Source organism: Pseudonocardia sp. P1, assembly GCF_000178675.2.
GTDB lineage: Bacteria > Actinomycetota > Actinomycetes > Mycobacteriales > Pseudonocardiaceae > Pseudonocardia.
This window is the reverse complement of record NZ_ADUJ02000001.1, coordinates 4,153,311-4,177,415: the sequence shown is the minus strand read 5'-3', so window position 1 is coordinate 4,177,415 and position 24,105 is coordinate 4,153,311. Positions and strand designations below refer to the sequence as shown.

19 protein-coding genes and 1 riboswitch are annotated in these 24,105 nt (G+C 74.2%); of the genes, 6 read left to right on the top strand and 13 right to left on the bottom strand.

Annotation, left to right across the window (positions count from 1 at the left end):
- Positions 1-3: 3 nt before the first annotated feature.
- From PP1_RS19245 to PP1_RS19215, 7 genes are all read right to left on the bottom strand, one after another.
- On the bottom strand, positions 4-1,719 hold the full coding sequence (locus PP1_RS19245) for a (2,3-dihydroxybenzoyl)adenylate synthase (protein WP_010231493.1): 1,716 nt from the start codon (positions 1,717-1,719) through the stop codon (positions 4-6).
- Positions 1,716-2,912 carry an isochorismate synthase gene (locus PP1_RS19240; protein ID WP_075314778.1) on the bottom strand — a complete coding sequence of 399 codons (1,197 nt, stop codon included), beginning with the start codon at positions 2,910-2,912 and terminating at the stop codon, positions 1,716-1,718. Before PP1_RS19240 ends, PP1_RS19245 begins: the two co-directional genes overlap by 4 nt.
- A 78-nt stretch (positions 2,913-2,990) precedes the next feature.
- Positions 2,991-3,758, bottom strand: coding sequence for an SDR family oxidoreductase (locus PP1_RS19235; RefSeq protein WP_227012758.1), 768 nt, complete (start codon positions 3,756-3,758; stop codon positions 2,991-2,993).
- Positions 3,759-3,760: 2 nt separating this feature from the next.
- Positions 3,761-4,759: an ABC transporter substrate-binding protein gene (locus PP1_RS19230; protein WP_010224329.1), complete on the bottom strand. Its 999-nt coding sequence runs from the start codon at positions 4,757-4,759 to the stop codon at positions 3,761-3,763.
- Between the two features lie 110 nt (positions 4,760-4,869).
- Positions 4,870-5,745: a siderophore-interacting protein gene (locus PP1_RS19225; RefSeq protein ID WP_010224331.1), complete on the bottom strand. Its 876-nt coding sequence runs from the start codon at positions 5,743-5,745 to the stop codon at positions 4,870-4,872.
- Positions 5,742-7,487, bottom strand: coding sequence for an ABC transporter ATP-binding protein (locus PP1_RS19220; protein WP_010224333.1), 1,746 nt, complete (start codon positions 7,485-7,487; stop codon positions 5,742-5,744). Before PP1_RS19220 ends, PP1_RS19225 begins: the two co-directional genes overlap by 4 nt.
- Positions 7,484-9,283: an ABC transporter ATP-binding protein gene (locus tag PP1_RS19215; protein ID WP_010224335.1), complete on the bottom strand. Its 1,800-nt coding sequence runs from the start codon at positions 9,281-9,283 to the stop codon at positions 7,484-7,486. The genes PP1_RS19220 and PP1_RS19215 overlap by 4 nt, the downstream gene beginning before the upstream one ends.
- A 108-nt stretch (positions 9,284-9,391) precedes the next feature.
- Here PP1_RS19215 and PP1_RS19210 point away from each other — a divergent pair, with 108 nt between their 5' ends.
- The gene (locus PP1_RS19210) at positions 9,392-10,066 is read left to right on the top strand and encodes a TetR/AcrR family transcriptional regulator (RefSeq protein ID WP_162097263.1); all 675 of its coding nucleotides are present in this window, start codon (positions 9,392-9,394) and stop codon (positions 10,064-10,066) included.
- Between the two features lie 8 nt (positions 10,067-10,074).
- Here PP1_RS19210 and PP1_RS19205 read toward each other — a convergent pair whose 3' ends face one another.
- From PP1_RS19205 to PP1_RS19185, 5 genes are all read right to left on the bottom strand, one after another.
- Positions 10,075-11,076: a DUF6925 family protein gene (locus PP1_RS19205; RefSeq protein WP_075314780.1), complete on the bottom strand. Its 1,002-nt coding sequence runs from the start codon at positions 11,074-11,076 to the stop codon at positions 10,075-10,077.
- A gap of 53 nt (positions 11,077-11,129) precedes the next feature.
- Positions 11,130-11,891: an ABC transporter permease gene (locus PP1_RS19200; RefSeq protein WP_075314782.1), complete on the bottom strand. Its 762-nt coding sequence runs from the start codon at positions 11,889-11,891 to the stop codon at positions 11,130-11,132.
- A 92-nt stretch (positions 11,892-11,983) separates the two neighbouring features.
- Positions 11,984-12,928, bottom strand: a complete 945-nt coding sequence (locus PP1_RS19195) for an ABC transporter permease (RefSeq protein ID WP_010241996.1) — start codon at positions 12,926-12,928, stop codon at positions 11,984-11,986.
- Positions 12,925-14,454 (bottom strand): ABC transporter substrate-binding protein, encoded by a 1,530-nt coding sequence (locus PP1_RS19190; protein ID WP_010241997.1) that lies wholly within the window; start codon positions 14,452-14,454, stop codon positions 12,925-12,927. Before PP1_RS19190 ends, PP1_RS19195 begins: the two co-directional genes overlap by 4 nt.
- Positions 14,455-14,535: 81 nt before the next feature.
- On the bottom strand, positions 14,536-14,826 hold the full coding sequence (locus tag PP1_RS19185) for a hypothetical protein (protein WP_010241998.1): 291 nt from the start codon (positions 14,824-14,826) through the stop codon (positions 14,536-14,538).
- A gap of 165 nt (positions 14,827-14,991) precedes the next feature.
- Here PP1_RS19185 and PP1_RS19180 point away from each other — a divergent pair, with 165 nt between their 5' ends.
- A complete protein-coding gene (locus PP1_RS19180) occupies positions 14,992-16,473 on the top strand; it encodes a helix-turn-helix domain-containing protein (RefSeq protein ID WP_010241999.1) in 1,482 nt (493 codons plus the stop codon).
- Positions 16,474-16,492: 19 nt separating this feature from the next.
- Positions 16,493-16,852: a hypothetical protein gene (locus tag PP1_RS19175; protein ID WP_010242000.1), complete on the top strand. Its 360-nt coding sequence runs from the start codon at positions 16,493-16,495 to the stop codon at positions 16,850-16,852.
- A 63-nt stretch (positions 16,853-16,915) separates the two neighbouring features.
- On the opposite strand, the gene metE is transcribed toward PP1_RS19175, so the two are convergent.
- Positions 16,916-19,219 carry a 5-methyltetrahydropteroyltriglutamate--homocysteine S-methyltransferase gene (gene metE, locus PP1_RS19170; RefSeq protein ID WP_010242001.1) on the bottom strand — a complete coding sequence of 768 codons (2,304 nt, stop codon included), beginning with the start codon at positions 19,217-19,219 and terminating at the stop codon, positions 16,916-16,918.
- A 165-nt stretch (positions 19,220-19,384) separates the two neighbouring features.
- Positions 19,385-19,606: riboswitch (cobalamin riboswitch) on the bottom strand.
- A 239-nt stretch (positions 19,607-19,845) separates the two neighbouring features.
- Between metE and mdo the strand changes: the two genes are divergently transcribed.
- The 3 genes from mdo (at position 19,846) to PP1_RS19155 (ending at position 24,093) form a co-directional block, all read left to right on the top strand.
- Positions 19,846-21,138, top strand: a complete 1,293-nt coding sequence (gene mdo, locus PP1_RS19165) for an NDMA-dependent methanol dehydrogenase (RefSeq protein ID WP_010242003.1) — start codon at positions 19,846-19,848, stop codon at positions 21,136-21,138.
- A 134-nt stretch (positions 21,139-21,272) separates the two neighbouring features.
- Entirely contained in the window at positions 21,273-22,538 is a 1,266-nt protein-coding gene (locus PP1_RS19160; protein ID WP_010242004.1) for an AAA family ATPase, read from the top strand.
- A gap of 13 nt (positions 22,539-22,551) precedes the next feature.
- A complete protein-coding gene (locus PP1_RS19155; RefSeq protein ID WP_010242005.1) occupies positions 22,552-24,093 on the top strand; it encodes a VWA domain-containing protein in 1,542 nt (513 codons plus the stop codon).
- Positions 24,094-24,105 lie beyond the last annotated feature (12 nt).

Below are 24,105 nucleotides of genomic sequence, written 5' to 3'. Positions count from 1 at the left end.
CGCTCACCTCTCCTCGTCGGCCGACGAGGGGTCCGCCCCGCCGGTGTCGGCCGCGGCGGGTGCCGCGGCGCGTGCGCGCAGCGCCTCGCGCAGCTCGCGCTTGCTGGTCTTGCCGACCCCCGTCACCGGGAAGCCGGGAACGATCTCGATCAGGTCCGGCACCTTGAACGCGGCCACCCCGCGCTCGCGGACGAACCGGCGCAGCACCGACCCGGCCGGTGCGTCGGTGCCCGGCCGGGGCACGACGTAGGCGCAGGTCCGCTCGCCGAGGTAGCCGTCCGGGACGCCGATGACGGCGGCGTCCAGCACGTCGGGGTGCGCCATGAGGTGGTCCTCCACCTCGGTCGGCGCGACCTTCTCCCCGCCCCGGTTGACCTGCTCCTTCACCCGGCCCACGACCTCCAGGTGCCCGGTCGGGGTGCGGCGGACCAGGTCACCGGTCCGGTAGAAGCCGTCGTCGGTGAAAGCGGTCGCGTTGTGCTCGGCGGCGCGGAAGTAGCCGCGGATCGTGTACGGCCCGCGGGTGAGCAGCGCGCCGGCCCGGCCCGGCTCCACCTCGGCCGTCGACGGCGCCGCCGGGTCGTCCGGGTCGACGACCCGGATCTCGTCGTCGGCCGAGATCGGCCGGCCCTGGGTGGTCAGGACGAGCTCGTCGGGGTCGTCGAGGCGGGTGTAGTTGACCAGGCCCTCGGCCATCCCGAAGACCTGCTGCAACCGGCAGCCCAGCGCCGGGCCGATCCGTCCTGCCAGCTCCGGCCCGCACTTCGCCCCGCCGACGAGGACGACCTCCAGGCTGGACAGGTCGTGCGAGGTGCGGGCGGCCGCGTCGGCCCAGGCCGCCGCGAGCGGCGGGACCAGCCCGGTGATCGTCACCCGTTCCCGCTCGACCAGCGCGAACGCCGTCGACGGATCGGGGGCCGGGGCGAACACCGAGGCCGCGCCCGCGTGCAGCGCGCCGAGGACACCGGGCGAGCTGAGCGGGAAGTTGTGCGCCGCGGGCAGCGCGGCGAGGTAGACGCTGTCCGGCCGCAGACCGCAGATCCGGGCGCTCTCCCGGACGCTGTGGAGGTAGTCGTCGTGGGTCCGCGGGATCAGCTTCGGCAGCCCGGTGGACCCGCCGGAGAGCTGCAGGAACGCCACGCCCTCCGGGTCCGGGTCGGGCAGCGCGACCGGCTCGGCGTCCAGGCCGGCCAGCGGGACCGTCCCGTCCGTGGTGCCGCCGGCGCCGGTGTCCAGCACGATCGTCTCCCGGACGGAGCCGACGGCGCCGGCGGTGGCGCGGGCGAGCGCGCCGTGGTCGTACCGGGCGTGCGCGTCGACGGTGAGCACCGCCGCGGCCTCCGACCACTCCGCGACGTGGCGCAGCTCGGTCTCCCGGTGCGCCGGCAGCGCGAACACCGGCCGGGCACCCACCCGGAACAGCGCGAACACGACCGGCAGGAACTCGGGGACGTTCGGCAGCTGGAGCACGACGTTCTCGCCGGGCCGGATCCCGAGCCCGTGCAGGCCCGCGGCCAGCCGGTGCGCGCGGCGGTCGAGGTCGGCGAAGGTCCAGCGGTGCTCGGTGCCACCGGTCCGCCCGACGACGGCGGTGCGCTCCGGGTGCGCCGCGGCCAGCAGCGACAGCCAGGCCCCGAAGGAGCGGCCGTGCCAGTACCCGGCCGCGCGGTACCGCGCGGCGACCTCCGGCGGCCAGGCGACGTGGTCGGGCCCGGTCATGCGACGGCCTCGACCCCGATGGCCCGCAACATCGTGCGGAACTTCGCGCGGGTCTCGGCGACCTCGGAGTCCGGGTCCGACCCGGCGACGATGCCCGCCCCGGCGTACAGCCGCACGGTCCGGTCGCACACCTCGGCGCTGCGGATGGCCAGGACCCACTCGCCGTCGCCGTCGGCGTCGACCCAACCGGTCATGCCGCTGTAGTAGCCGCGGTCCGACGGTTCGAGCTCGCCGATCGCCTCCCGGGCGGCGGGCACCGGCACCCCGCACACGGCGGGGGTCGGGTGCAGCGCGTGCGCCAGGTGCAGCGCGCTCACCGACGGGTCGGCGAGCCGCCCGGAGATCCGGCTGGACAGGTGCCACATGGTGGCGGTGCCGATGACCTCGGGCTCGGTGGGCGCGTCGACCTCGGTGCAGAACCCGCGCAGCACGGCGACGACCCGGTCGGCGACGAGCGCGTGCTCGGCGAGGTCCTTCCCCGACACCTTCAGCGCCGCGATCCGGGCCTCGTTCTCGGCCGGGTCGTCGGACCGCGGGATCGACCCGGCGAGCGGGTTGGTCACCACGGTGCCGCCCTCGCGGGACACCAGCAGCTCCGGGCTCGCCCCGACGAGCGTGCGCAGCGCGGGGTCGCCGGGGGCGGTGACGTCCGCGGCGAACGCGAACGCGGCCGGGTCGGCCAGCGCGAGCCGGGTGAGCAGGTCCCGCACCGGGACCGGGGTCTGCGAGGTCAGCTCCAGCGCCCGCGCCAGGACGACCTTCTCCAGCCGGCCCTCCCCGATCAGGCCGAGCGCCCGGCGCACCCCGTCGGCGTAGGTCTCGGGGGCCGGTTCGTGACGCATCGACCAGCGCGAGCCCGGCGGTTCCGGGACCCGGACCGGGCCGGACGCCGCCGGGGACGGGGCGGCGCGGCGCACCAGGGCGGGGACGTGGAGGCTGCGCGGCGCGCCGGGGGCGAACCCGATCGCACCGACCACCACCGGGTCGGGGTGACCGGCGTCGGCGACGGCGGCGAGCGTCCCGGCGACCGCGTCCCCGGGGGAGCCCGGGGACTCCGGGACGACGGTGTGCACGCCGTCGGCGAGCAGGGTCCCGCGTGGTGACCGGTGGAAGAACGACCCGGGCAGGTACGCGGCGAGCAGGTCACCGCTGTCGTGCTCCGGGAGCGGACGCGCGGGGGCGGGGCTGGACAACTGACGTTTCCTTCCGGTCGTCGCCGGGCGGCGGAGGGTGGCGTCTCGTCGGGGCCGGGTACCGGCCCGTCTCGTGGCTCAGAGACCGAGGCTCGCGCCGCCGTCGACGGTCAGGGACTGCATGGTGACGTGCCGGGCGCCGTCGCCCGCGAGGAACAGCACGGCGGCCGCGACGTCGCCGGGGTCGGCGATGCGGCCGAGCGGGATGCCGAGGCGGTAGCGCTCCGGTGCACCCGCGACGACGGCGGTGGCCCCGCCGTCGTCGGACGGGTCCGGCCAGAGGGCCCGCTGCATGGCCGTGTCCGTGGCACCGGGACACACGACGTTGCAGCGGACGTGCGGCGCCAGCTCGAGACCCAGGGTGCGGGTCAGGGACACCGACGCGGCCTTGGACGCCGCGTAGGCGGCCATCCCGGTCCGCGGGGTACGGGAGGCGTCCGAGGCGACCGTGACGATCGACCCGGACCCGCGGCCGTACATCCGCCGGCCCGCGGCCCGCCCGGTGTTCCACACCCCGGTGGTGTTGACCGCCAGGCAGGTCGCGAGGTCGTCGGCGTCCGCGTCGAGCACCGTCCCGGTCCGCAGCACACCGGCGGCGTTGACCAGCACGCCGAGCGGGCCGAGCTCGCGCTCCGCCTCGCCGACGGCGCGGTCGACGGCGCCGGCGTCGGCGACGTCGGCGACCAGGCCGAGCGCGGCCGGGCCGGTGAGCCCGGCCGCGGTGTCCCGCACCGCGGGATCACGGTCGAGCAGGGCCACCGGACGTCCGTCGGCGGCCAGCGCGGCCGCCACGGCCGCACCGATGCCCCGGGCCCCGCCGGTCACGAGTGCTGCGGACGCGGCCACGGTCAGCCGCCCTGCCGCGGGAAGATCTGCCCGAACTCGTCCAGGGTGGACAGCACGCCGTCGAAGTCGGGGCGGTAGCTGGTCGCCGGGAGCTCCCAGACGTTGCCGGACCGGAATGCGGGCAGCTGGGCGAAGTTCGGGTCCTGCTTCAGCTCCTCGAGCGACCTCCCGCCGCTGTCGACCACGATGGCGTTCGGCGCGTTCGCGACCTCGCTCAGGAGCTCGGGGCTGACCTCCATCGAGTCGCCGGTGCTGGCGAGCCGGGCGTCCGGCACCTTCGCGACGACGTCGGACGGGGTCACGCCGAGGTCCTGGCCGAGTGCGGGCAGCGCCGCGGTCGACGGGATCAGGTAGAGCTTCTCCGAGGCGAACGACCCGATGTAGACGGTCTCGCCGGCCGGGGGCGTGACCTGGCCCTTCACCTCGTCCAGCTTGGCCTGGTACTGGTCCAGCAGGGCCGGGACGGCGTCCGCCTTGTTCACCGCGTCGGCGACGGCGTCCAGCTGGTCCTGCCAGCCGGTCAGGGTGCGCGGCACCAGCACGGTCGGCGCGATCGCCGCGAGCTGGTCGTAGGCCTGCATGGCCTGAACCGCGGTGATGCCCTGGCCACCACCGATGATCAGGTCCGGCTGGGCGGCCGCGACGGCCTCGATGCTGAGCGAGTCCCCGGCGGGCAGCTGCTCGGTGCCCGCCTCACGGGCCCGGTCGGCCCAGGCCGGCGGGAACCCGCCGTCGAAGTTCGTGACACCGAGGACCCGGGTGTCGGTCGCGACCGGCGGGACGTCGAGCGCGTACAGGTAGCTCGCGAGGCCGCCGTTGAGGTTGACGACGCGCTGCGGCGCCGACGGGACCTCCAGCGGCCCCCGGTCGGTCGTGATGGTCCGGGGCCCGGATGCCTCGGCGTCGCCGCCCCCGCCACCGGACCCGCATCCCGCCACCAGTCCCAGCAGGACGGCGAGCGACGCTGCCGCGAGCGCGCGCGCAGTCGATGAACCCGGCATCTTCGGGCCTCCTTCGCATTCTTCGCTGATGCGACGAACTTATGAAGTTAGCCTGGCCTTAACAAGAGATAGCGTCATCTGAATTGATGACGGATCTCACCTGGCGATCATTACGCGGGGTGACTCGATTCCCCCATCTGCTCGTTCGCGTCGGCGACGTCCTGCGCCGTCGGGGCGTCGTCCTGGGTGAGGTCGCGACGCCAGTAGCCGGTGAAGGCGACCGCCCGCTTGTCCAGCCCGCGATCACCGACGAGGTGCCTGCGCACCGCCCGCACCGACGACGCCTCCCCCGCCACCCAGGCGAAGACCTCGCCGTCGGGCAGCTCGGCCGCGCGCACCGCGTCGAGCAGCGACGACGGCCGGTGCACCCAGTGCACGGCCAGCTCGGCGGGCGAGTCCAGCCGCTGTTCCTCGGCCGGGCCCGCGACCTCGACGACGGCGACCGCGCGCACACCCGCGGGCAGCGCCTCCAGCGAGGCCGCGATCGCCGGCAGCGCGGTCTCGTCCCCGGCGAACAGCCGGACCGGCTGCTCCGACGGCGTCCGGTAGCCGGCGACGGCCGGTCCGAGCACCCCGACGACGTCGCCGATCGAGGCGCGGGCCGCCCACCGGCTCGCCGGCCCGGCGTCGTCCGTGCCGTGCGGACCGTGCGTGCCGTCGTCGTGCAGCACGAAGTCGATCACCATCCGGCCGTGCTCCGGGTCCAGCGTGCGCACCGTGTAGGACCGCATCCAGGGCCGCCGCTCCTCGGGGACGGCGAGGTAGCGCGCGTACCAGCCCGCCACGCCGCTGCCGTCCTCCGGGGCTCCGGGGATCTCGGGGACGCCGCCGTCGCGGGCGAGGAAGAGCTTCACCTGCTGGTCCGGCGCGACCTCGCGGGCGCCCAGCCAGTCGTCGGCGGACAGCGTGATGCGCCGCATCCGCGGGGTCAGGGGCTCGACGCCGGTCACGCGGCCGAGCACGTAGGGCGGGAGGGGCTGGGTCACGGGTTCTCCTCCGTCGAGACGAGCCGCCAGCCACGGGCGCGGCGGCGGGACTCCCAGAACGCGGCGTAGCGGCCACCGCGGGCGAGCAGTTCGGCGTGCGTCCCCGACTCGGCGACGCCGCCGTCGTGGAGCACGACGATCCGGTCCGCGGCGACGACGGTCGGGAGCCGGTGGGCGATCACCAGCACCGTGCTGCGCTCCGCCAGGACCCGCATCGACCCGGTGAAGAACCGCTCGTTCTCCGGGTCCAGCGCGGCCGTGGCCTCGTCGAGCAGGACGACGTCGGCGTCCTTCAGCAGCGCCCGCGCGATCGACACGCGCTGGCGCTCGCCGCCGGACAGCGAGGTGCCGCCCTCCCCGACCCGGGTCGCCCAGCCGTCCGGCAGCCGCTCGACGATCTCGGTGACCCCGGCGAGGCGGGCCGCCTCGGCGAGGTCCGCAGTGCTCGCGCCGGGCCGGCCGAGCCGGACGTTGTCCTCCAGCGTCCCGTCGAACAGGTAGACGTCCTGGAAGACCAGCGCCAGCTGGGCCATCAGGTCCTCGGTGGTCTGGTCGCGCACGTCGGCCCCGCCGACCCGGACGGTGCCCGAGCCGGTGTCCCAGAACCGGGCGATCAGCCGGGTCACCGTCGTCTTCCCGGAGCCGGAGGCACCGACCAGCGCGACGGTCGAGCGGGGCGGGATCCGCAGCGACACCTCCCGCAGGACCGGGTGCGCGGGGTCGTAGCCGAAGCTCACCCGGTCCAGCTCGACCGCGCCGCGCTCGGGGCGGCCCGCCGGGACCTCCGGTTCGGGCAGCGGTTCCTCGGTCAGCACCGCGACCAGCCGGGCGAGGTCGTTGCGGGCGATCCGGACGACGCCCGCGTAGTCCCCGACCTCGGCGAGCGGCCCGGTGAACCGGGCGGCCAGCGCCACCAGCGCGACCATCCGGACGGCGTCGAGCGAGCCACCGAGCACCAGGTAGGCGCCGGTGAGGATCAGCGCGCTGAACGCGACCTGGACGGCGAACCCGCCGGCGACGATGCCGCCGGTCGCCAGCCAGACCGACCGGTGCCCGGCGCGCCGCTGGGCCTCGATCGCGTCCTCCAGCGGCCGGTACCCGGCCGCGCCGCGGCCGAACGCCCGGAGCACACGCTGGGCCCGCGCGAACTCGACGACCCGGTTCCCGGCGTCGACGGCCGCCGCGTCGTCGAGCGCGTCGCCGCGGCCGACCCAGGTCGCGGCGAGCCGGAACGCGAGCCACAGCAGCGGGACGCAGACCAGGGCCGCCAGCGCGAGCCGCCAGTCGAACAGCAGCATCGCGAGCACGATCGTCGCCGGGGTCACGATCGCCACGACCAGCGGGGTGAGCAGGTGTGCGAACAGGCCGGCCACCATCGTCGTGCCGCCGGTGGCGATCCGGGACAGCCGCCCGACCCGCTCGGAGGAGAACCACCCCAGCGGCAGCGACGACACGTGGTCACCGAGCCGCTCGTGCATCGTCGTGAGGACGACGAGCGCGACGCCGAACCCCGCCATGGCCTGCACGTAGTACACGACGCACGCGCCGGCGACCGCGACGAGCAGCACGCCGGTCCAGGCGAGCGCGGCGGCGGTGTCCCCGGCGAGCAGGGCCTCCAGGAAGGGCACCAGCAGGACCGTCGCGACGCCCTGGAGCACCCCGAACCCGGTGACCCAGGCCAGGTAGGCGAACAGCCGGCGGCGGTGCTCCGGGCCCAGGATCAGCAGCAGGTCGGCGATCATCGGACGTCCTCCCCCGCCCGGTGGGCGGCCCACATCGCGGCGTAGCGCCCGCCGCGGGCGACCAGCTCGTCGTGCGTGCCGGACTCGACGATGCGGCCGGTGTCGACCACGGCGATCCGGTCGGCACCGGTGATCGTCGACAGCCGGTGCGCCACGACGATCACGGTGCGCCCGCGGGCGAGCTCGGAGAGCGCGTCCTGGATCTCGGCCTCCGACTCGGGATCGGCGAAGGCGGTCGCCTCGTCGAGCACCAGGACCGGGGTGTCGGCGAGCAGCGCGCGGGCGATCGACACCCGCTGCGCCTCACCGCCGGAGAGCAGCGCGTCCTCCCCGACGACCGAGTCGTAGCCACGTGGCAGCGCCCGGACCCGGTCGTCGATGCGGGCGGCCCGGCAGGCGGCGTGCAGGTCCTCGTCGGACGCGCCGGGGCGGCCGAGCCGCACGTTGCCGGCGACCGTCCCGTGCAGCAGCTGCACGTCCTGCAGCACGAAGCCGACGTGCCGGTAGAGCACCTCGGGGTCGATCTCCCGGACGTCGGTCCCGCCGATCCGGACCGTGCCGCCGGTGACGTCGTGGAACCGGGCCACCAGGGTCGCCAGGGTGCTCTTGCCCGCGCCGGACGGCCCGACCAGCGCCGTGACCGTCCCTTCCGGACAGTCCAGGTCGATCCCGCGCAGCACCTCGGCGCCGCCCGGGTAGGCGAAGCGGACCCCGGACAGCTCCACCCGGTGCCCCTCGGGCACCCGCGGCACGTCCGGCACCGGCAGGACAGGGGTATCCAGCAGCTCGTGGATCCGCAACGCGGCCGCGGCGGCGGTGCGCCGGTTCTGCGCGCCGAACCCGAGCGCGGTGATCGTCGTCGGGACGACGAGGGCGATGAGGATCCCCGTCATCCCCTCGACCGGGGTCACCCAGCCGGCACCGGCGAACCAGACGACCCCCGCACACGACACGAGGAGCACCACCGGCGCCGAGATCGCCATCGTGCTGACGGCCTCGATCCGCAGCATGGGGCGGACCCACGCGGCGTAGAACCGGCCGAAGTCGCGGGCGGCCTCGGCGTAGCCGCGGTGCGCGCGCCGCGCCTGGCCGAACGTCTTGACGACGGCGATGCCCGACACGAACTCGACGACGGCGGCGCTGATCCGGGCGTGGCCGGCGTGCATCTCGTCGACCTTCTCGGTGTAGCCGCTCATCATGTACGCGTAGGCCGCTGCGTAGAACGGCACGGTGGCCACCGCGAGGAGGGCGAGCCGCCAGTCCAGCCAGGTCAGGTAGCCGAGTCCGGCGAGCGGCAGCACCCAGGCCGCGACCCACTCCACCGGGTGGTGCGCGACGACCTGGTGGAGCTCGTGCACGTCGTCCTGGGCGGCCTTGCGGACCAGCCCGGACGAACGCTCGGAGAACCAGCCGAGCGGCACCCGTCCCAGGTGGGCGGCCATCCGGCGGCGCAGCACCGCCTGCAGCCGGACGTCGGCGAAGTGGGTGATCGCGAGTGCGAGGCCGGTGATGCCACCGCGGGCCCCGAGCCCGGCGACGACCAGCCACACGGTGCCCGTCACCGCGCCGGGATCGACCGGGCCGGGTGCGAGCAGTGTGTCCGCCAGCTGCGCGAGCGCGACGAACGGGACCAGGCCCGCCGCGGCACCGACGGCCGCGAGGACCTGCGCGACCCGGATCCGGACGGCGACCGGGCGCAGCAGCGCGGTGAGGGCCGCGGACTCGGCCCGGGCACGGGCCCGTGGGTCCGGTGGCGCGACCGGCGGCGCGGTCGCCTCCTCGGTGAGAGCGGTCACGGGGTCTCCCGACAGAGATCGCAGGGCGGGCGGCGCAGCGCCTTGATTAGGCAAACCTTAGCTATCTCTGAATAGCATTTGCAATCCCGGGTGCCGTACGGTTCGGCGGTGCCGATCACACCGGGAGTGCGGGCGGGGAACCGGCCGGGACCGAAACCGCGCCTGACCCGGGAGGAGATCGTCGAGGCCGCCGTCGAGGTGGGCGTCGAACGACTGTCGGTCGGTGCGGTCGCCGAGCGTCTGGGCGTCGCACCCGGCACCCTCTACCGCTACGTCGACGGGCTGGAGGAGATCGCCGCGGCGGCGGTCGCGCTGGTGTTCGCGCGCACCCCGCTCCCCGACCCGGCGCACGGCTGGCGCCCCTTCCTGGAGGAGGAGGCGGAGCTCGCGTTCGACCTGCTGCTGCGGTACTCCGGCCTGATCCAGGACCTCGGCGCCGACCTCAGCGCGGTGGCGGGCGACCGGCTGCGGAGGATCGTCGGCGCGCTGCACGACGCCGGGTTCGGCCCGACCGCCGCCGTACGGGTCGCCGACGCGGTGCTCGACGTCGTCGCCGACGGCGCGCACCAGACCCGCTGGGTACGGGGTCCGGGTGGCGGCCCCGGCGACCTGTCCGACCCGGCGCGGGCCTACCTCGACTCGCTCGACGGCGCCGTCCGCGAGCAGGTCCGGGGCATCATGACCGGCCCGCGGGACCACGTGCTGGACAAGGTCGCGCTGCTCCTCGACGGCGTCGAGCTGCGCCGCGCCGCCGGACGCGAGGGGTACGCCGGGATCCGGTGAGCGCCGGCTCAGCCGCTGTTGCGGTCGCCGTCGGGGTCGAGCAGGTCCGGCTCCGGGGCCACCCGGCCGCGCCAGGCGTCGAGCACGGCGGGATCGGCGGTGCCGGTCCGGGCGAGCACCCGCAGTGCGACCGCCTGCGCGGCCCGGCCCGGCGGGTCCACGGGACGGTCGCCCGGCGGCTCCCCCGCGGCGACGGCACGGAGCACCTCGGCGGTGACGTCCCGCTGCGCCGGGTCGCCGAACCTCGCCAGCAGGCGGTCGAACGCGGCCAGGCGGTCCGCGTCGAACGGCCGCGGACGTCCGGTCAGGTCCGTCAGCGGGTGCGCCGGGTACAGGTGGGCGCACGGCAGGTACCCGTCCGGCACCGGGACGGTCGCGGCGTGCGTGCGCCCCGCCCGCAGGAGCTGCGGGAGCAGGTGGGTGTGCGGGCCGTCCGGCGAGCGGCCGTCCGGCGGCGGGATCGCGGCGAACACCTCGACCCGGCCGACGGCCGTCACGAACACCCGGTGCGGTCCGGCCGCGACCAGGGTGGCGACGAGGTCGCCGTCGAGCGGGCGCCCCTCGGCCGCCCGCAGCGCGGCGAGCAGCTCCGGGTCCCCGGTCCGCACGCAGGCGTCGACCGTGGGGGTGCCGAGACCGAGGTCGACGAGGACGTCCGCGCGGTCGGTGTCGCGCAGCGCGTCGCGGTCCGGCCCGAGCACGGTGACGGTGGTCCGGGCCGCACACCGGGCGTCCGCGGCGGGCAGGCACAGCGCGACGGCGTGGTTCCAGTGCTCGGCCGGCCCGACCGGGGTGCGGTAGGCGACCGGCCGGGTGCCCGGCGGCGCAGCGAGCCGGATCCCGCCGCGGCCGGTCACGACCGCCCCCGGCTCCGGGGTCGCGGCGGGCTCGTCGGGCAGCCGGACGAACTCGGCGATCGCGCCCGGCGCGCCCGCGCTCCAGCCGGCGTCGGGATCGGACAGGTACGCGTGCAGCAGCTCCGCGACCGTGCTCGTGCCCGTGGCGTCCATGCCCGTCCACCCTGCCCGCTCGTCTCGTGGGCCGGAACCCCCACCCCCGCCGGTCACCGGGCTCCCACCCGGTCGAACCGCCGTCCCCACCACAGGGCCACCCCGGCGGTCAGCACGACGGCGGCCGAGGGCACGAGCACCACCTGCGGCGCGGTGAACAGGTACTCGCGGCCCTCCGCCACCATCGCGCCCCACTCGGCGGTCGGCGGCTGCACGCCCAGCCCGAGGAACGACAGTCCCGAGATCGTCAGCAGGGTGCTCGAGAACCGCACGCAGGCGTGCGCGCCCAGCGGCGGCACCAGGTTCCGGCCCACGTGCCGCACCAGCACCCGGACCGGGCCCGCACCCAGCGCGACCGCGGCCGTCACGTACTCGCGCTCCCGCTCGGCGAGCACCAGCAGGTGCGCCTGCCGGGCGAACGGCGTCCACGCGATCGCCGTCACGGCCACCAGGAGCGACGTGGTCCCCGGTCCGAGCGTCACCGCCGCGACGAGTCCGAAGAGGACGACCGGGATCGCGGCGAGGACGTCGACGAGCCGCATCACCAGCCGTCCGAACGCACCGGTGACGGCGGCGGCCGCACCGACCGCCGTCCCGAACGCCCCGGTCACGGCGACGGCGAACAGGCTCAGCCCGAGGGTCAGGCGTCCGCCGTGGAGGGTGCGGGAGAGCAGGTCCCGGCCCAGCTGGTCGGTCCCCAGCGGGTGCGCCGCCGACGGTCCGGCGAGCAGGCCCGCGAAGTCGGCGCGCTCGGGGTCGGGCAGCAGCAGCGGGGCGCACGCGACGAACGCGACGGCGAGGCACCCGGCGGCCACGACCGGCCACCGGCGTCGCGGAGCGCGCGACCGCCCCGGGCCGCCGGCACGGACGGGCCCGGGGCGGGCACCGGCCCGTTCCCGCACGCTCGTCACGCGTCCACCGCCGAGCGCAGGACCGGGTCGAGCAGCGTCGCGACGATCTCGACGAGCACGCCGGCGACGACCGCGACCGTCACCACGAGCAGCGTCCCGGCCTGGATCACCGGGAGGTCCTGGGCGGGCACGGCCTGGTGCAGCAGCCGCCCGAGGCCGGGGATGCCGAACACGACCTCCACCACGACGGACCCGCCGAGCAGCCCAGCGACGAACAGCCCGGCGAGCGCCGTCACCGACGTCGTCGCGAGCCGGGCGCCGTGCCGCCACAGCACCGAGTGCTCGCCCAGGCCCTTCGCCCGGGCGACGAGCACGTGCGGCCGGGTGAGCACCATCGCGGTCTCCGCGCGGACGAGCTGGGCGGCGAGTGCGCCCGGGTACGCGGCCAGGGTCAGCACCGGCAGCACCAGGTGCTGCGGCCCGCCCCAGCCCACGGCGGGCAGGGCACCGAGCCCGACCGCGAAGACCAGCACCAGCCAGGGCGCCAGGACGAACTCGGGCACGGCGACCCCGGCGATCGTCCCCGCCCCGAGGAACCGGTCCAGCCGGCCGCCCGGCCGGCGCGCCGCGTAGGCCCCGGCCGGGATCCCGACGGCCGCGGCGAGCGCGAGTGCCAGCACCGCCAGCAGGCCGGACACCGCGGCCGCCCCACCGACCTGTTCCAGGACCGGGGTCCGCGAGACGTACCCGTACCCGAGGTCACCGCGCAGCAGCGCGCCGAGCCAGCGCAGGTACTGCTCGACCGGTGAGGCGTCCAGCCCGAGCGACGCCCGCACCCGCGCCTCGGTCGCCGGGTCCGGCACCGCCTCGGCGGAGCGGGCCCGCAGCACCGCGCGGGCCGGGTCCACGTCCGCCAGCCGCGGCAGCGCGAACACCAGCACCGTCGCGGCGAGCAGGACCGGCGGGACGACCAGCAGCCGGCGCAGGACCAGCCCGATCACCCCGTCGGCGTCAGCTGGGGCAGGATCGGCTCGATCTGCAGCGGGTCCGGGGTGAACCCGGTCGCGCCGCGCAGCACGGCGGTGTTCAGCGGGTGCACCAGCATCACGCCGACGGCGTCGGTGGTGAGCAGGCCGGCGGCCTCGGCGAACAGCTGCTGCCGCTGGGCCGGGTCGACGGTCGTGTTCAGCCGGGCGACGACCGCGTCGTAGGCCGGGCTGCAGTACTGGTCGATGGCGTAGCTGCCCTCGCACGTGTAGTCCGAGGTCAGCGTGCTCGCCGCGTCCGGGAAGTCGGAGAGGTAGCTGCGCGAGTTGAGGAACATGTCGTAGTTCCCGGCGAGGACCTCGGGCTCCTGCGCCTCGTAGTTCCCGACGGTGATCTCGACCCGCACCCCGGCCTCGGCGAGCATCGCCTGGAGCGCGTTCGCGAGCGTCGGCAGCTCGGGGCGGTTCGGGAACGTCCACAGCTGCACGGTCAGCGGGTTCTCCGGCCCGAACCCTGCCTCGGCGAGCAGCTGCCTCGCACGCTCGGGGTCGGCCGCGGGCGGCGGATCGGTCTCGCCCCACGGCACCGCCGCACCGAAGAGGTCCGCGGCCGGGGCCGCACCGCCGCCGAGCACCTGCTGCGCCAGCACCGGGCGGTCGATCGCCGCGGTCACGGCCTGCCGCACCCGGACGTCGTCGAACGGCGCGCGGGACTGGTTGAGCTGCAACGGGACCGTGCGAGCGTTCGGGTACTCGACGACCTCGGCGCCCGACGAGCGGACCTGCTCGACCTGGGCCTGCGGGAGGCCCTCGGCGAACTGCACGTCACCGGCCTGGACGGCGAGCGCGCGGGCCTGCGGGTCCTCCACGTAGCGGACGGTGATGCGGGCCGCGCCCGCCTTCTCGCCCCAGTACTGCTCGTTGCGGACGAGCTGCGCCGACTGGGCACCGTCCACCTGGTCCAGCACGAACGGGCCGGTCGCGTTCCGCAGGTACGCGGGCGCACCACCGTCGGCGTACGCGGCGGGGGCGAGGATCCCGAGGTTGCCGCTCGACATGCGTAGCGGCATGACCGGGTCGGGCTCGGCCGTGGTGATCCGCACGGCGTCGGGGCCGTCCGCCGCGACCGTGAACCCGATGTCGCGGATCGCCCGCGGCGGGGCGTCGACCCCGGCGACGTAGCTCAGTGCCGTGACGACGGCGTCCGGCGTGAGCGGGGTGCCGTCGTGGAAGGTGACGCCCGGACGCAGGGTGAACCGCCAGGAGTCGCCCTCCTGCTCCCACGCGGTGGCCAGCATCGGTGCGGGCTGTGCCTGGTCGTCCACTGTGGTCAGCGTCTCGGCGACGCCGAGGGACTGGAGGCGGGCCCCGTCGTCCGCGTCGAAGGCGTAGTCCGAGCGGGGCGGGAACTGGAGCGCCACCGTCAGCTCACCGGCGGGATCGGGGCTGCCACCGGTACCGCCGCCGCAGCCGGCGAGGAGCAGGGCGGTCGCGGTGGCCAGTGCGGCCAGGGCGTACCGGCCACGTCGTCGTGCGATCACGACATACAGCTACATCTGACGAACTGTTCAGACAACCTGGACGTGAGCAACGTCCTGCCCACGGGCTTCGGCGCGCTCCTCTCACTCCCGGGGTGCCGGGAACCGCCGCCGTGCCTCGGAACGGACCAGCAGTCCCCACACGCCCGCCCGGCGCGCGGGAAGCTCCGCACGGCCGGACGGCGGGACGAGGAACTGCCTGCACTCCGGGCAGCTCGGGAGGGGCGGACAGCTCATCGCCGCGGGCACGCTCAGACGGCCGCACAACGTCCGGAGCAGACCGCTGTCCGGACGTTCGCCGGTCGGGCCGTCCGGGACCAGATGATCGACGCCGTCACAGGTGGAGGTGACCCACTGCGCTCGGATCTCCGGCATGCCGTCCTCCCTCGTTCGTGCTGCTCATCGAGCTGTGACGGGTACCGAACCTTCCGGCCCGCCCACCACTGTGGAAGGACGACGTGCGGATGCCGATCATGCGCGAGATGCATGGGCGTCACACCCGGACTCGGATAGCGTCGCGCGCGACCGGCAGGAGCCGGCGTGACCCACCGGACGGGGCGGCCCGCGAGCATGCACGAGCGGACAGGTTCTCCGTACTGCGCCTGCGGGACCCGGCTGGCCACCGACAACCGCTCCTCCATGTGCGGGGCGTGCCGACGGCGGGCTCGGCTGCTGCTCGCCGAGGCCCCGCTCGTCCCGGCCGGCTTCTGGCACAACGACCGGATGCGTGACGCTCTCGCCGGCCGCCATCTCGGCCGCGTCCTCCATGCCTACCGCCACCACCCCTGGCATCCGCGACCGTTGTCGCAGAGCACCGTCGCGGCGTGGATCGGGCTCACCCAGGCCCAGCTCAGCCGGATCGAGAACGGCGCGGCGCCTCAGGACCTCGCCAGGCTCATACAGTGGGCTCGTGCCCTCCGCGTGCCTGCACAGCTGCTGTGGTTCGCACTCCCCACCGGGGCCGCGCCCGGGGCGTCGTCGACGGCTCCGGCGTTCGACCGGCTGCCGGACGGCGACGTGAACCGCCGCGAGGCCCTCCGGATCATGAGCCTCGCCGGTGCGCTCCTGACCCTTCCGGGCGGGAGCGACCTGGACGTCGAGCGGCTGACCACCCCGCACACCGGCGCGCTCGGCTCGGCGACACTGGACGAGTTCGGCCGGCTGAACGACCGGCTCTGGCGCGAGTTCTCCCAGGCGTCCGCGAAGAGTGACGTCCTACCCGCGGTCCGCCGCCGGCTCGACGTCCTCACAGGACTGCTCCGCGAGCCCCGGAGCGCCCCGATCCAACGGAGGCTGTGCGCGCTCACCGCCGACCTGTTCCAGCTCTGCGGCGAGATCTTCTTCGATCTCGGCGCCTACGGCGACGCTGCGCAGAGCTACGCCCTCGCGGCCGGGGCGGGCCGGGAAGCCGAGGAGTTCGATCTCTGGGCGTGCGCCATGGTCCGGCACGCGTTCGTCGACGTCTACGAACACCGTCCCGGCGACGCGCGGCCGCTGCTCGAGGGTGCAGCGGGGCTCGCCCGGCGAGGAGATCCGTCGCTGCCCACCCGGCACTGGGTGGCGGCCGTCCAGGCGCAGGCCTACGCCGAGCTGGGTGACGAGTACCGCTGCCAGGGCTCGCTCGACGACGCGGCGCTGGTGCGGGATCGCGACCCTGCCGCAACCACGGGATGGCTGCGGTTCTCCTCCGACCGGCTCGCCGAGGAGCGGGGGAGCTGCTTCGTCCGGCTCGGCCTGCCGGACCGGGCCGAGCCCGCGCTGCTCGACGCCTTACGCCGATCGGTCTCGATCCGGCGGCGCGGTGCACTCCTGTCCGATCTCGCCATGGTCGGCGCGCAACGCGGAGACGCCGAGTACACCGTCCTGTACGGCAGCGCGGCGGTCGACGCGAGCAGGCGGAGCGCGTCGACCGGTTACGTCGGCCGCAGGCTGCACACTCTCCGACCTCATCTCCGAGCACTACTCGGTGACCGGCACGTCCGTCACCTCGACCACCAGATCTCCCTGCTGACCAGCACCTGACCCACCCGAGGAGCCGATCATGCCGTCAGAGCCCGGCCGTACCTTCCGTGACGCCTGGATCGCCGGAGTCCGCGCCCACTTCCCCGGCGAGCCCAAGCCCGGTTACGTCACGCCGTGGGACGACACCCCCGGCTGGGAACGCGCGAGCGCCGCCGCCGTCGAGCAGCAGGTCCGCGCCTTCGTCGACGCCAGCGACGGCCACACCGTGAAGCTCACACGCGAGCAGAAGGGCCGCTTCGTCGCCACCTGCTGGATCGCCCAGATCCACCGGCACGTGCCCGACCCGAAGCCCGGCTACGTCGCCGACTGGGCCGATCTTCCCGGGTGGCAGCAGGAGACCGATGCCGACATCTTCGAGAGGATCGAACGCGACCGATGAGATGCCCCCGCGGCGCCGGACGGGACGGCCGGTACCGACCGGCGCCACGGGAGCGCACCGGCGTCAGCCGGTGGTCGGTACCCCGCCGGAGCGGACCCGGCGGGCGGCCGCGACCAGGTTGGTCAGGGCGGCGACGGTCTCGGGCTCACCGCGCGTCTTGAGCCCGCAGTCCGGGTTGGCCCACAGCCGCTCGGCACCGATGTGGTGCAGCGCCGCGGTGAGCTGCCCGGCGAGCTCGTCGGTGTCCGGGACCTCGGGCGAGTGGACGTCGTAGACGCCCGGGCCGAGCCCGCGCGGCACCCCGGGCCCGAGGTCGCCGAGGACCTCCATCCGGGACCGGGCCGCCTCGACCGTGGTGACGTCGGCGTCCAGGCCGTCGATGGCCCCGACGACCTCGCCGAACTCGGAGTAGCAGAGGTGCGTGTGGATCTGCGTGGTGTCCGCGACCCCGCCGACGGACATCCGGAACGAGTCCACCGCCCAGTCCAGATAGGACTGCCGGTCGCGCTCGTGCAGCGGCAGCAGCTCGCGCAGCGCGGGCTCGTCGACCTGGATGATCCGGATCCCGGCCGCCTCGAGGTCGACGACCTCGTCGCGCAGCGCCAGCCCGACCTGCCGGGCGGTGTCGCCGAGCGGCTGGTCGTCGCGGACGAACGACCAGGCCAGGATGGTGACGGGCCCGGTCAGCATGCCCTTCACGTACCGGTCCGACAGCGACTGCGCGTAGGTCGCCCAGCCGACCGTGATCGGCTCCGCGCGGGAGACGTCCGAGTGCAGGATCGGCGGCCGCACGCAGCGCGAGCCGTAGGACTGCACCCAGCCGAGCTCGGTCGTGGCGAACCCGTCGAGGTTCTCGGCGAAGTACTGGACCATGTCGTTGCGCTCGGGCTCACCGTGCACGAGCACGTCCAGGCCGATGTCCTCCTGGAGCCGCACCACGCGCTCGATCTCCCGGCGCATCCGCCCGGTGTACTCGTCGTCGGTGATGTCGCCGCGCCGGTGCGCGGCGCGGTCCGTGCGGATCTCCGCGGTCTGCGGGAACGACCCGATCGTCGTCGTCGGCACGTCGGGCAGGCCGAGCGCCTCGCGCTGCGCCTTGGCCCGCACGTCACCCGCGGGCCGCCGGTAGTGGTCGGCGCCCAGCTCGGCGAGCCGGCTGCGCACGCCCTCGTCGCGCCGGGACGCCGCGGCCACCCGCTCCCGGGTGGCCTTCGCGGCGTCGAACGCGTCGGCCACCGCGGCCCGGCCCTCGTGCAGCGCACGCCCGAGCAGCACGACCTCGTCGACCTTCTGGCGGGCGAAGGCCAGCATGTCGACGACGTCGACGGGCAGTGCCGTCTCCGCCTCCAGGTCGTACGGGACGTGCAGCAGCGAGCACGACGTCGAGACCTCCACCCGCCCCGCGACGCCGGTCAGCCGGGTCGCGTCGGACAGCGCGGCGTCGAGGTCGGTGCGCCAGACGTTGCGGCCGTCGACGACGCCGGCCAGCACCCGCTTGCGGCCCAGCCCCTCGACCGAGTCGATCCCGTCGAGGTCCGCCCGGCCCGCGACGAGGTCCAGGGCGAGCCCCTCGACAGCGGTCGACGCGAGCACCGGCAGCGCCCGGCCGAGCTCACCGAAGTACGACGCGACCAGGATCTTCGGTCGGCGTGGCGCCGACGCGAGCCGGTCGTACGCCTTCCGCAGCGCCGCGACCTCGGGGTCGGTGCGGTCGGCGGCGAAGGCCGGCTCGTCGAGCTGGACCCACTCGGCACCGGCGTCGGCGAGCTCGGCGAGCAGATCCCGGTAGACCTCGACGAGCGGGCCGAGCAGGTCCAGCGGCCGGAAGTCCTCCGGCGACCCCTCGGCAGGCTTGGACAGCAGCAGGAAGGTCACCGGCCCGACCAGCACCGGGCGGGTCAGGACGTCGGAGCGCAGCGCCTCCCGGAACTCGTCGAGCGCCTTGCGGCTCCCCGGGGCCAGTCGCGTCGACGGCCCGATCTCGGGGACGAGGTAGTGGTAGTTCGTGTCGAACCACTTGGTCATCTCGCAGGCCGGGGCGCCGGTGCGGCCGCGGGCCATCGCGAACAGCCGCTCCAGCGGATCCTCGATGCCGGCGAACCGTTCCGGCACGGCCCCGACGGCGAGCGCGGTGTCGAGCACGTGGTCGTAGAACGAGAACGTGTTGCCCGGGACCTGCCCCAGGCCGGCGTCGCGCAATCCGGTCCAGGTGTCCCGTCGCAGTCCGCCTGCCACGTCGTGCAGCGCCGAAGCGCCGGACCTCCCGGCCCAGAACGCCTCGGTCGCGCGCTTGAGCTCCCGGTACGGCCCGATCCGGGGGTATCCCAGAACGGTGCTTGCGGTGCCCGATTCGGACGAAGTCGTCACGGCCCTCTCTCCTCGCGAGCGCGGTGGGGGTGACCCGGGCCTCGCGGGAGGGCGACGTCACGACCGGGACGGCTCGGCCGTCCACACCGGACCCTGTCCGGCGGGCACGGCGATGCCCGGTCGTCCGCTCGGCCCTCCCTCGGGACCACGGATCGCGTGCACCGGCCGGCACACGCACCGTCGGCAGGTCTTCGGACTCGCGGGCGTCGTGCACGGGTGCACGTCCTACTGGCCGTCGCTTCCCGGGATCGCTCCCAGTGCTCATGACGGCGGTCGTTCCCACTCACCGCTGCGGGGCAGTCCCGGAGTCGCACCGGGTTCCCTCTTGCCTCGCCCGCCCGGCCCCTCCCGGGACCGCGCCGGCGAACCGTCGGCGGGACCGACCATAGATCAGGGATCCGGACGGGGCCAGGCCAGGCATTGCCGGACGGTGCTTGTTGCCATACAGTGGCAACACGCTCGCCCGCTCCCACCCGAGCTCCAGGGCGACCTATCCCTGCCCCCTCCGTTCGGAGGGGCGTCCTGCCCGGACGCCCGACGGGTAATCGCGATCACCCCTGTGCTCACGGCCACAGCCCCCCTAGCGTGCGGAATCGACCCATCCGCCTGCCTCAGAAAGGGCTGACATGCAGGTAGACGAGCTGCTCAAGCCGTTCCCCATCAAGGAGTTCCACCCGTTCCCGCGGGCACTCATGGGTCCCGGCTCCCACGAGCTGATCGGGCCGGAAGCGCTCAAGCTGGGCTTCAAGAAGACCCTGGTCATGACGTCGGGCCTGCGCGGCACCGACATCGTCCACAAGATCGTCGAGTCGATGAAGTACCACGGCCTCGAGGTCGTCGTGTACGACAAGGTCGAGTCGAACCCCAAGGACTACAACTCGATGGATGCCGTCGCGTTGTACCAGGAGAACAACTGCGACTCGTTCGTCTCCATCGGCGGCGGGTCCTCGCACGACGCCTGCAAGGGCGCCCGCATCTCGGTCGCCCACGACGGCCGCAACGTCAACGAGTTCGAGGGCTTCAACAAGTCCGAGAACCCGGCCAACCCGCCGCACATCGCGGTCTCCACCACGGCCGGCACCGGCTCGGAGACCTCGTGGGCGTACGTGATCACCGACACCACGACCGACCCGGACAACCCGCACAAGTACGTGGCGTTCGACGACGCGTCGGTCACCACCCTCGCGATCGACGACCCGGTGCTCTACTACGACTGCCCGGTCGACTACACCGCGCAGTGCGGCTTCGACGTGCTCGCGCACGCCTCCGAGCCCTACGTGTCGCGGCTGAACTTCCAGCCGTCGCTGGGCAACGCGCTGCACGCGATCAAGCTGACCTCGCAGAACCTGCGGGCGGCCGTGTGGAACGGGCAGGACCTTCCCGGCCGCGAGGGCATGATGTACGCGCAGTACATCGCGGCCCAGGCGTTCAACTCGGGCGGCCTCGGCATCATCCACTCGATCTCGCACGCGGTGTCGGCGTTCTACGACACCCACCACGGCCTGAACAACGCGATCGCGCTCCCCCGCGTGTGGGCGTTCAACATGCCGGTCGCCTACGAGCGCTTCGCGGACATCGCGGAGGCCATGGGCATCGACACCCGCGGCATGACCAAGCCGCAGGCCGCCGACGCCGCGCTGGCCGCCTCGATCCGGCTGCTGCGCGACGTGGGCATCCCGGAGAAGTTCGCCGACGTCAAGCAGGACACCTACTCGAAGAACCGGCTGGGCCAGGGCCCGACCAAGTTCTACGAGAACTCGCCGACCATCGTCGGTGACGCGGCGGACGTCGACCGGATCACCAACCACGTCCTGGGTGACGCCTGCACCCCGGGCAACCCCAAGGAGTGCACCTTCGAGACCGTCCGCCCGGTCGTCGACCACTCCATCAACGGCGACCTGGACGACCTCCTGACCTGATCGTCCGGTCAGTCCGTCGAGAATTTCGCACCAGCGGGCCCACGCCGCGCGAGTGATACTCGTGACGGGTGGGCCCGCTGGCTGCGGGGCCCGCTGCACCACCGCCGGTGCGGCCTGCGAAGGAGAAACCCAACGTGACCGAGGCTGTCGTCCCCTCTGCGCCCGAGGCTGCTGCCGCGATCGGCGCAGGCGCCCCGTTCGAATCCGTCGACCAGGTCGTCGAGGCCCTGCGCGAGCAGGGCTACATCGCCGACACCCGGCTGGCGACCACCGTCTTCCTCCTGACCCGGCTGGACAAGCCGCTGTTGCTGGAGGGACCCGCCGGCGTCGGCAAGACCGAGCTCGCGAAGATGCTCGCGCTCGCCACCGGACGCCGGCTGCTGCGCCTGCAGTGCTACGAGGGCCAGGACGAGACCAAGGCCCTGTACGAGTGGGACTACGGCAAGCAGCTCATGTACACCCAGATCCTGCGCGAGAAGATCGGGCAGGTCGTCGAGGACGCCCCCGACCTGGCCTCGGCCGTCGAGCGCATCGGGTCGCAGGAGAGCGTCTTCTTCTCCGAGCGGTTCCTCGCCCCGCGCCCGCTGCTCGAGGCGATCCGCTCGGAGCAGCCGTGCGTGCTGCTGATCGACGAGGTCGACCGCGCCGACGAGGCGCTCGAGGCCGTGCTCCTGGAGACCCTGGGCGAGTACCAGATCTCGGTGCCCGAGGTGGGGACGTTCACCGCGAACCACCGCCCCTACGTGCTCCTGACCTCGAACAACACCCGCGACCTGGCCGCAGCCCTGAAGCGCCGCTGCCTGCACCTGTTCCTCGACTACCCCTCCGCGCAGCGCGAGCTCGACATCGTCCGGTCGAAGAAGACCGGGCTGGGCGACCAGCTGGCCGAGGAGCTCGTCAACGTGGTGCGCGGGCTGCGCGAGCTGGAGCTGCGCAAATCGCCCTCGATCTCGGAGACGATCGACTGGGCCCGGACGCTGGCCGTCCTGGGGGTGGACGAGCTCAACTCGCAGATCCTCTCCGACACCGTCTCGGTCGTCGTGAAGTACGACAAGGACGTCAAGAAGGCGCTCGACGCCATCCCGCGCCTGGTCGACCCGAACCAGACGGTCCCCGAGCACGGCCACGGCCACGGGCACGGCCATGGTCACGGGCACGGCCACGACGGCGACCACTCCCACGACGACGCGCCGGCGGCCCCGGCCGCACGTCCCGCCGCGTCGGACGACCCCGACGACGGCGACGTCGACGGCCGGGCGAAGCGCGCGGCGAAGGACGAGCCGGGCCGGCACCCGATCTACGGCGGCATCACCTCCGGTGGTGGCAGCACGAAGCCCCGGAACGTGAGCTCCGGCCAGGGGTCCCGCTCGTTCGGCGGGTCCCGCAGGCGTCCGGTCTGAGCCGGGGGCGGGAGTGGAAGCCAGCATCCACCGCTTCGTCCGGCTGCTGCGGATCCGGGCGGTACGCATCTCCGTCTCCGAGGCACTGGACGCCATGGCCTGCGCCGCCCAGCCCGGGGTGCTCGCCGACAAGTCGGTGCTCAAGGAGGCGCTGCGCGTCGCCCTGATCAAGGACCGGCGCGACGAGGAGACCTACGACCAGGTCTTCGACCTGTTCTTCTCGCTGGTCAAGGTCGGTGAGAGCGAGACAGGCCACGGCCACGGGCACGGCCACGGCGACATGACCGACGACACGCCGCTGGACGACTTCACGCTGTCCGAGGAGCCCTCGGAGACCCCGCAGGAGGGTCACGACCACGGTGCCCCGGTCGACATCAAGGAGTTCTTCGACCCGGAGGACCTGGCCGAGCAGTACAACCTGCACCAGGAGGCCAACAAGATCGACATGGCCTCCATGACGGACGAGATCGTGCTGTCCAAGGAGCAGGCGAACGACATCACCGAGGGCCAGCGCGTCCAGATCGAGACCGACCGGTTCTCCGGCGGCGGCATCCCGGGCGACATCTCCCAGCAGGCGGGGACGCAGGTCGACGCCGACCTGTCCGTCGCCCAGCAGGACGCCCTGCTCGGCTGGCTGAACTCCGAGGAGGACGCGCTCAGCGAGGCCGAGCAGGGCACCGAGGACGACGCGGCGGCCCTGCGCCGCCGGCTCACCGGCGTGCTCGACAACCTGCCGGAGCTGCTCAAGGCGCACCTGGAGAAGCTCCTCGAGATCGAGCAGCGGATCGTCGAGGGGCACGACGACTCCGAGAAGGCCGCCGAGGTCGACCGGGCGACCGAGACCGAGCGGATGCAGCTGGAGGACTCGCTCCGCCGCCTCGCGAAGTCGCTGCACGGCGCGCTCACCCACCGGCGCCGGGTGTCGCCGCGCGGCCGGATCGACTCGGCCCGCACGATGCGCAAGAACATGCGCTACGACGGCGTCCCCTTCACCCCCGTCACCGTGCAGCGCCAGGAGGACAAGCCGCGGCTGGTGGTGCTGGCCGACGTCTCGCTGTCGGTGCGGGCCACCGCCCGGTTCACCCTGCACCTGGTGCACGGCCTGCAGGACCTGTTCGGCCAGGTGCGCTCGTTCGCGTTCGTGGCCGACCTCGTCGAGGTGACCGACCTGTTCGCCGACCACCCCGTCGAGCACGCCCTCGGGCTGATCTTCGGCGGCGACCAGCTCGACGTCGACGCCAACTCGCACTACGGGCTGGCGTTCGGGCAGTTCCTGGAGGACCACGGCTCCGCCGTGACCCGCCGGACGACGGTGCTGGTCCTCGGCGACGGCCGCGGCAACGGGAACGACCCGAACATGGAGGCGTTCGTCGAGATCACCCGGCGGGCCAGGGAGACGATCTGGCTGACCCCGGAACCGCGGTACTCGTGGGGCCTGGGCCGGTGCGACCTGCCCGCCTACGCCGAGTACTGCGACCGGGTCCGCGTCGTCCGGGACCTGTCCGGCCTGGAGACGACGACGAACGAGATGTCCGGCGAGCTCATCGGCCGCTGACCCGCACCCACC

Bases quoted from the DNA above. Each gene is read 5' to 3' on its own strand.
- PP1_RS19245 (WP_010231493.1), bottom strand. From the start codon at position 1,719: ATGACCGGGCCCGACCACGTCGCCTGGCCGCCGGAGGTCGCCGCGCGG.
- PP1_RS19230 (WP_010224329.1), bottom strand. From the start codon at position 4,759: ATGCCGGGTTCATCGACTGCGCGCGCGCTCGCGGCAGCGTCGCTCGCC.
- PP1_RS19220 (WP_010224333.1), bottom strand. From the start codon at position 7,487: ATGATCGCCGACCTGCTGCTGATCCTGGGCCCGGAGCACCGCCGCCGG.
- PP1_RS19205 (WP_075314780.1), bottom strand. From the start codon at position 11,076: ATGGACGCCACGGGCACGAGCACGGTCGCGGAGCTGCTGCACGCGTAC.
- PP1_RS19185 (WP_010241998.1), bottom strand. From the start codon at position 14,826: ATGCCGGAGATCCGAGCGCAGTGGGTCACCTCCACCTGTGACGGCGTC.
- PP1_RS19175 (WP_010242000.1), top strand. From the start codon at position 16,493: ATGCCGTCAGAGCCCGGCCGTACCTTCCGTGACGCCTGGATCGCCGGA.
- mdo (WP_010242003.1), top strand. From the start codon at position 19,846: ATGCAGGTAGACGAGCTGCTCAAGCCGTTCCCCATCAAGGAGTTCCAC.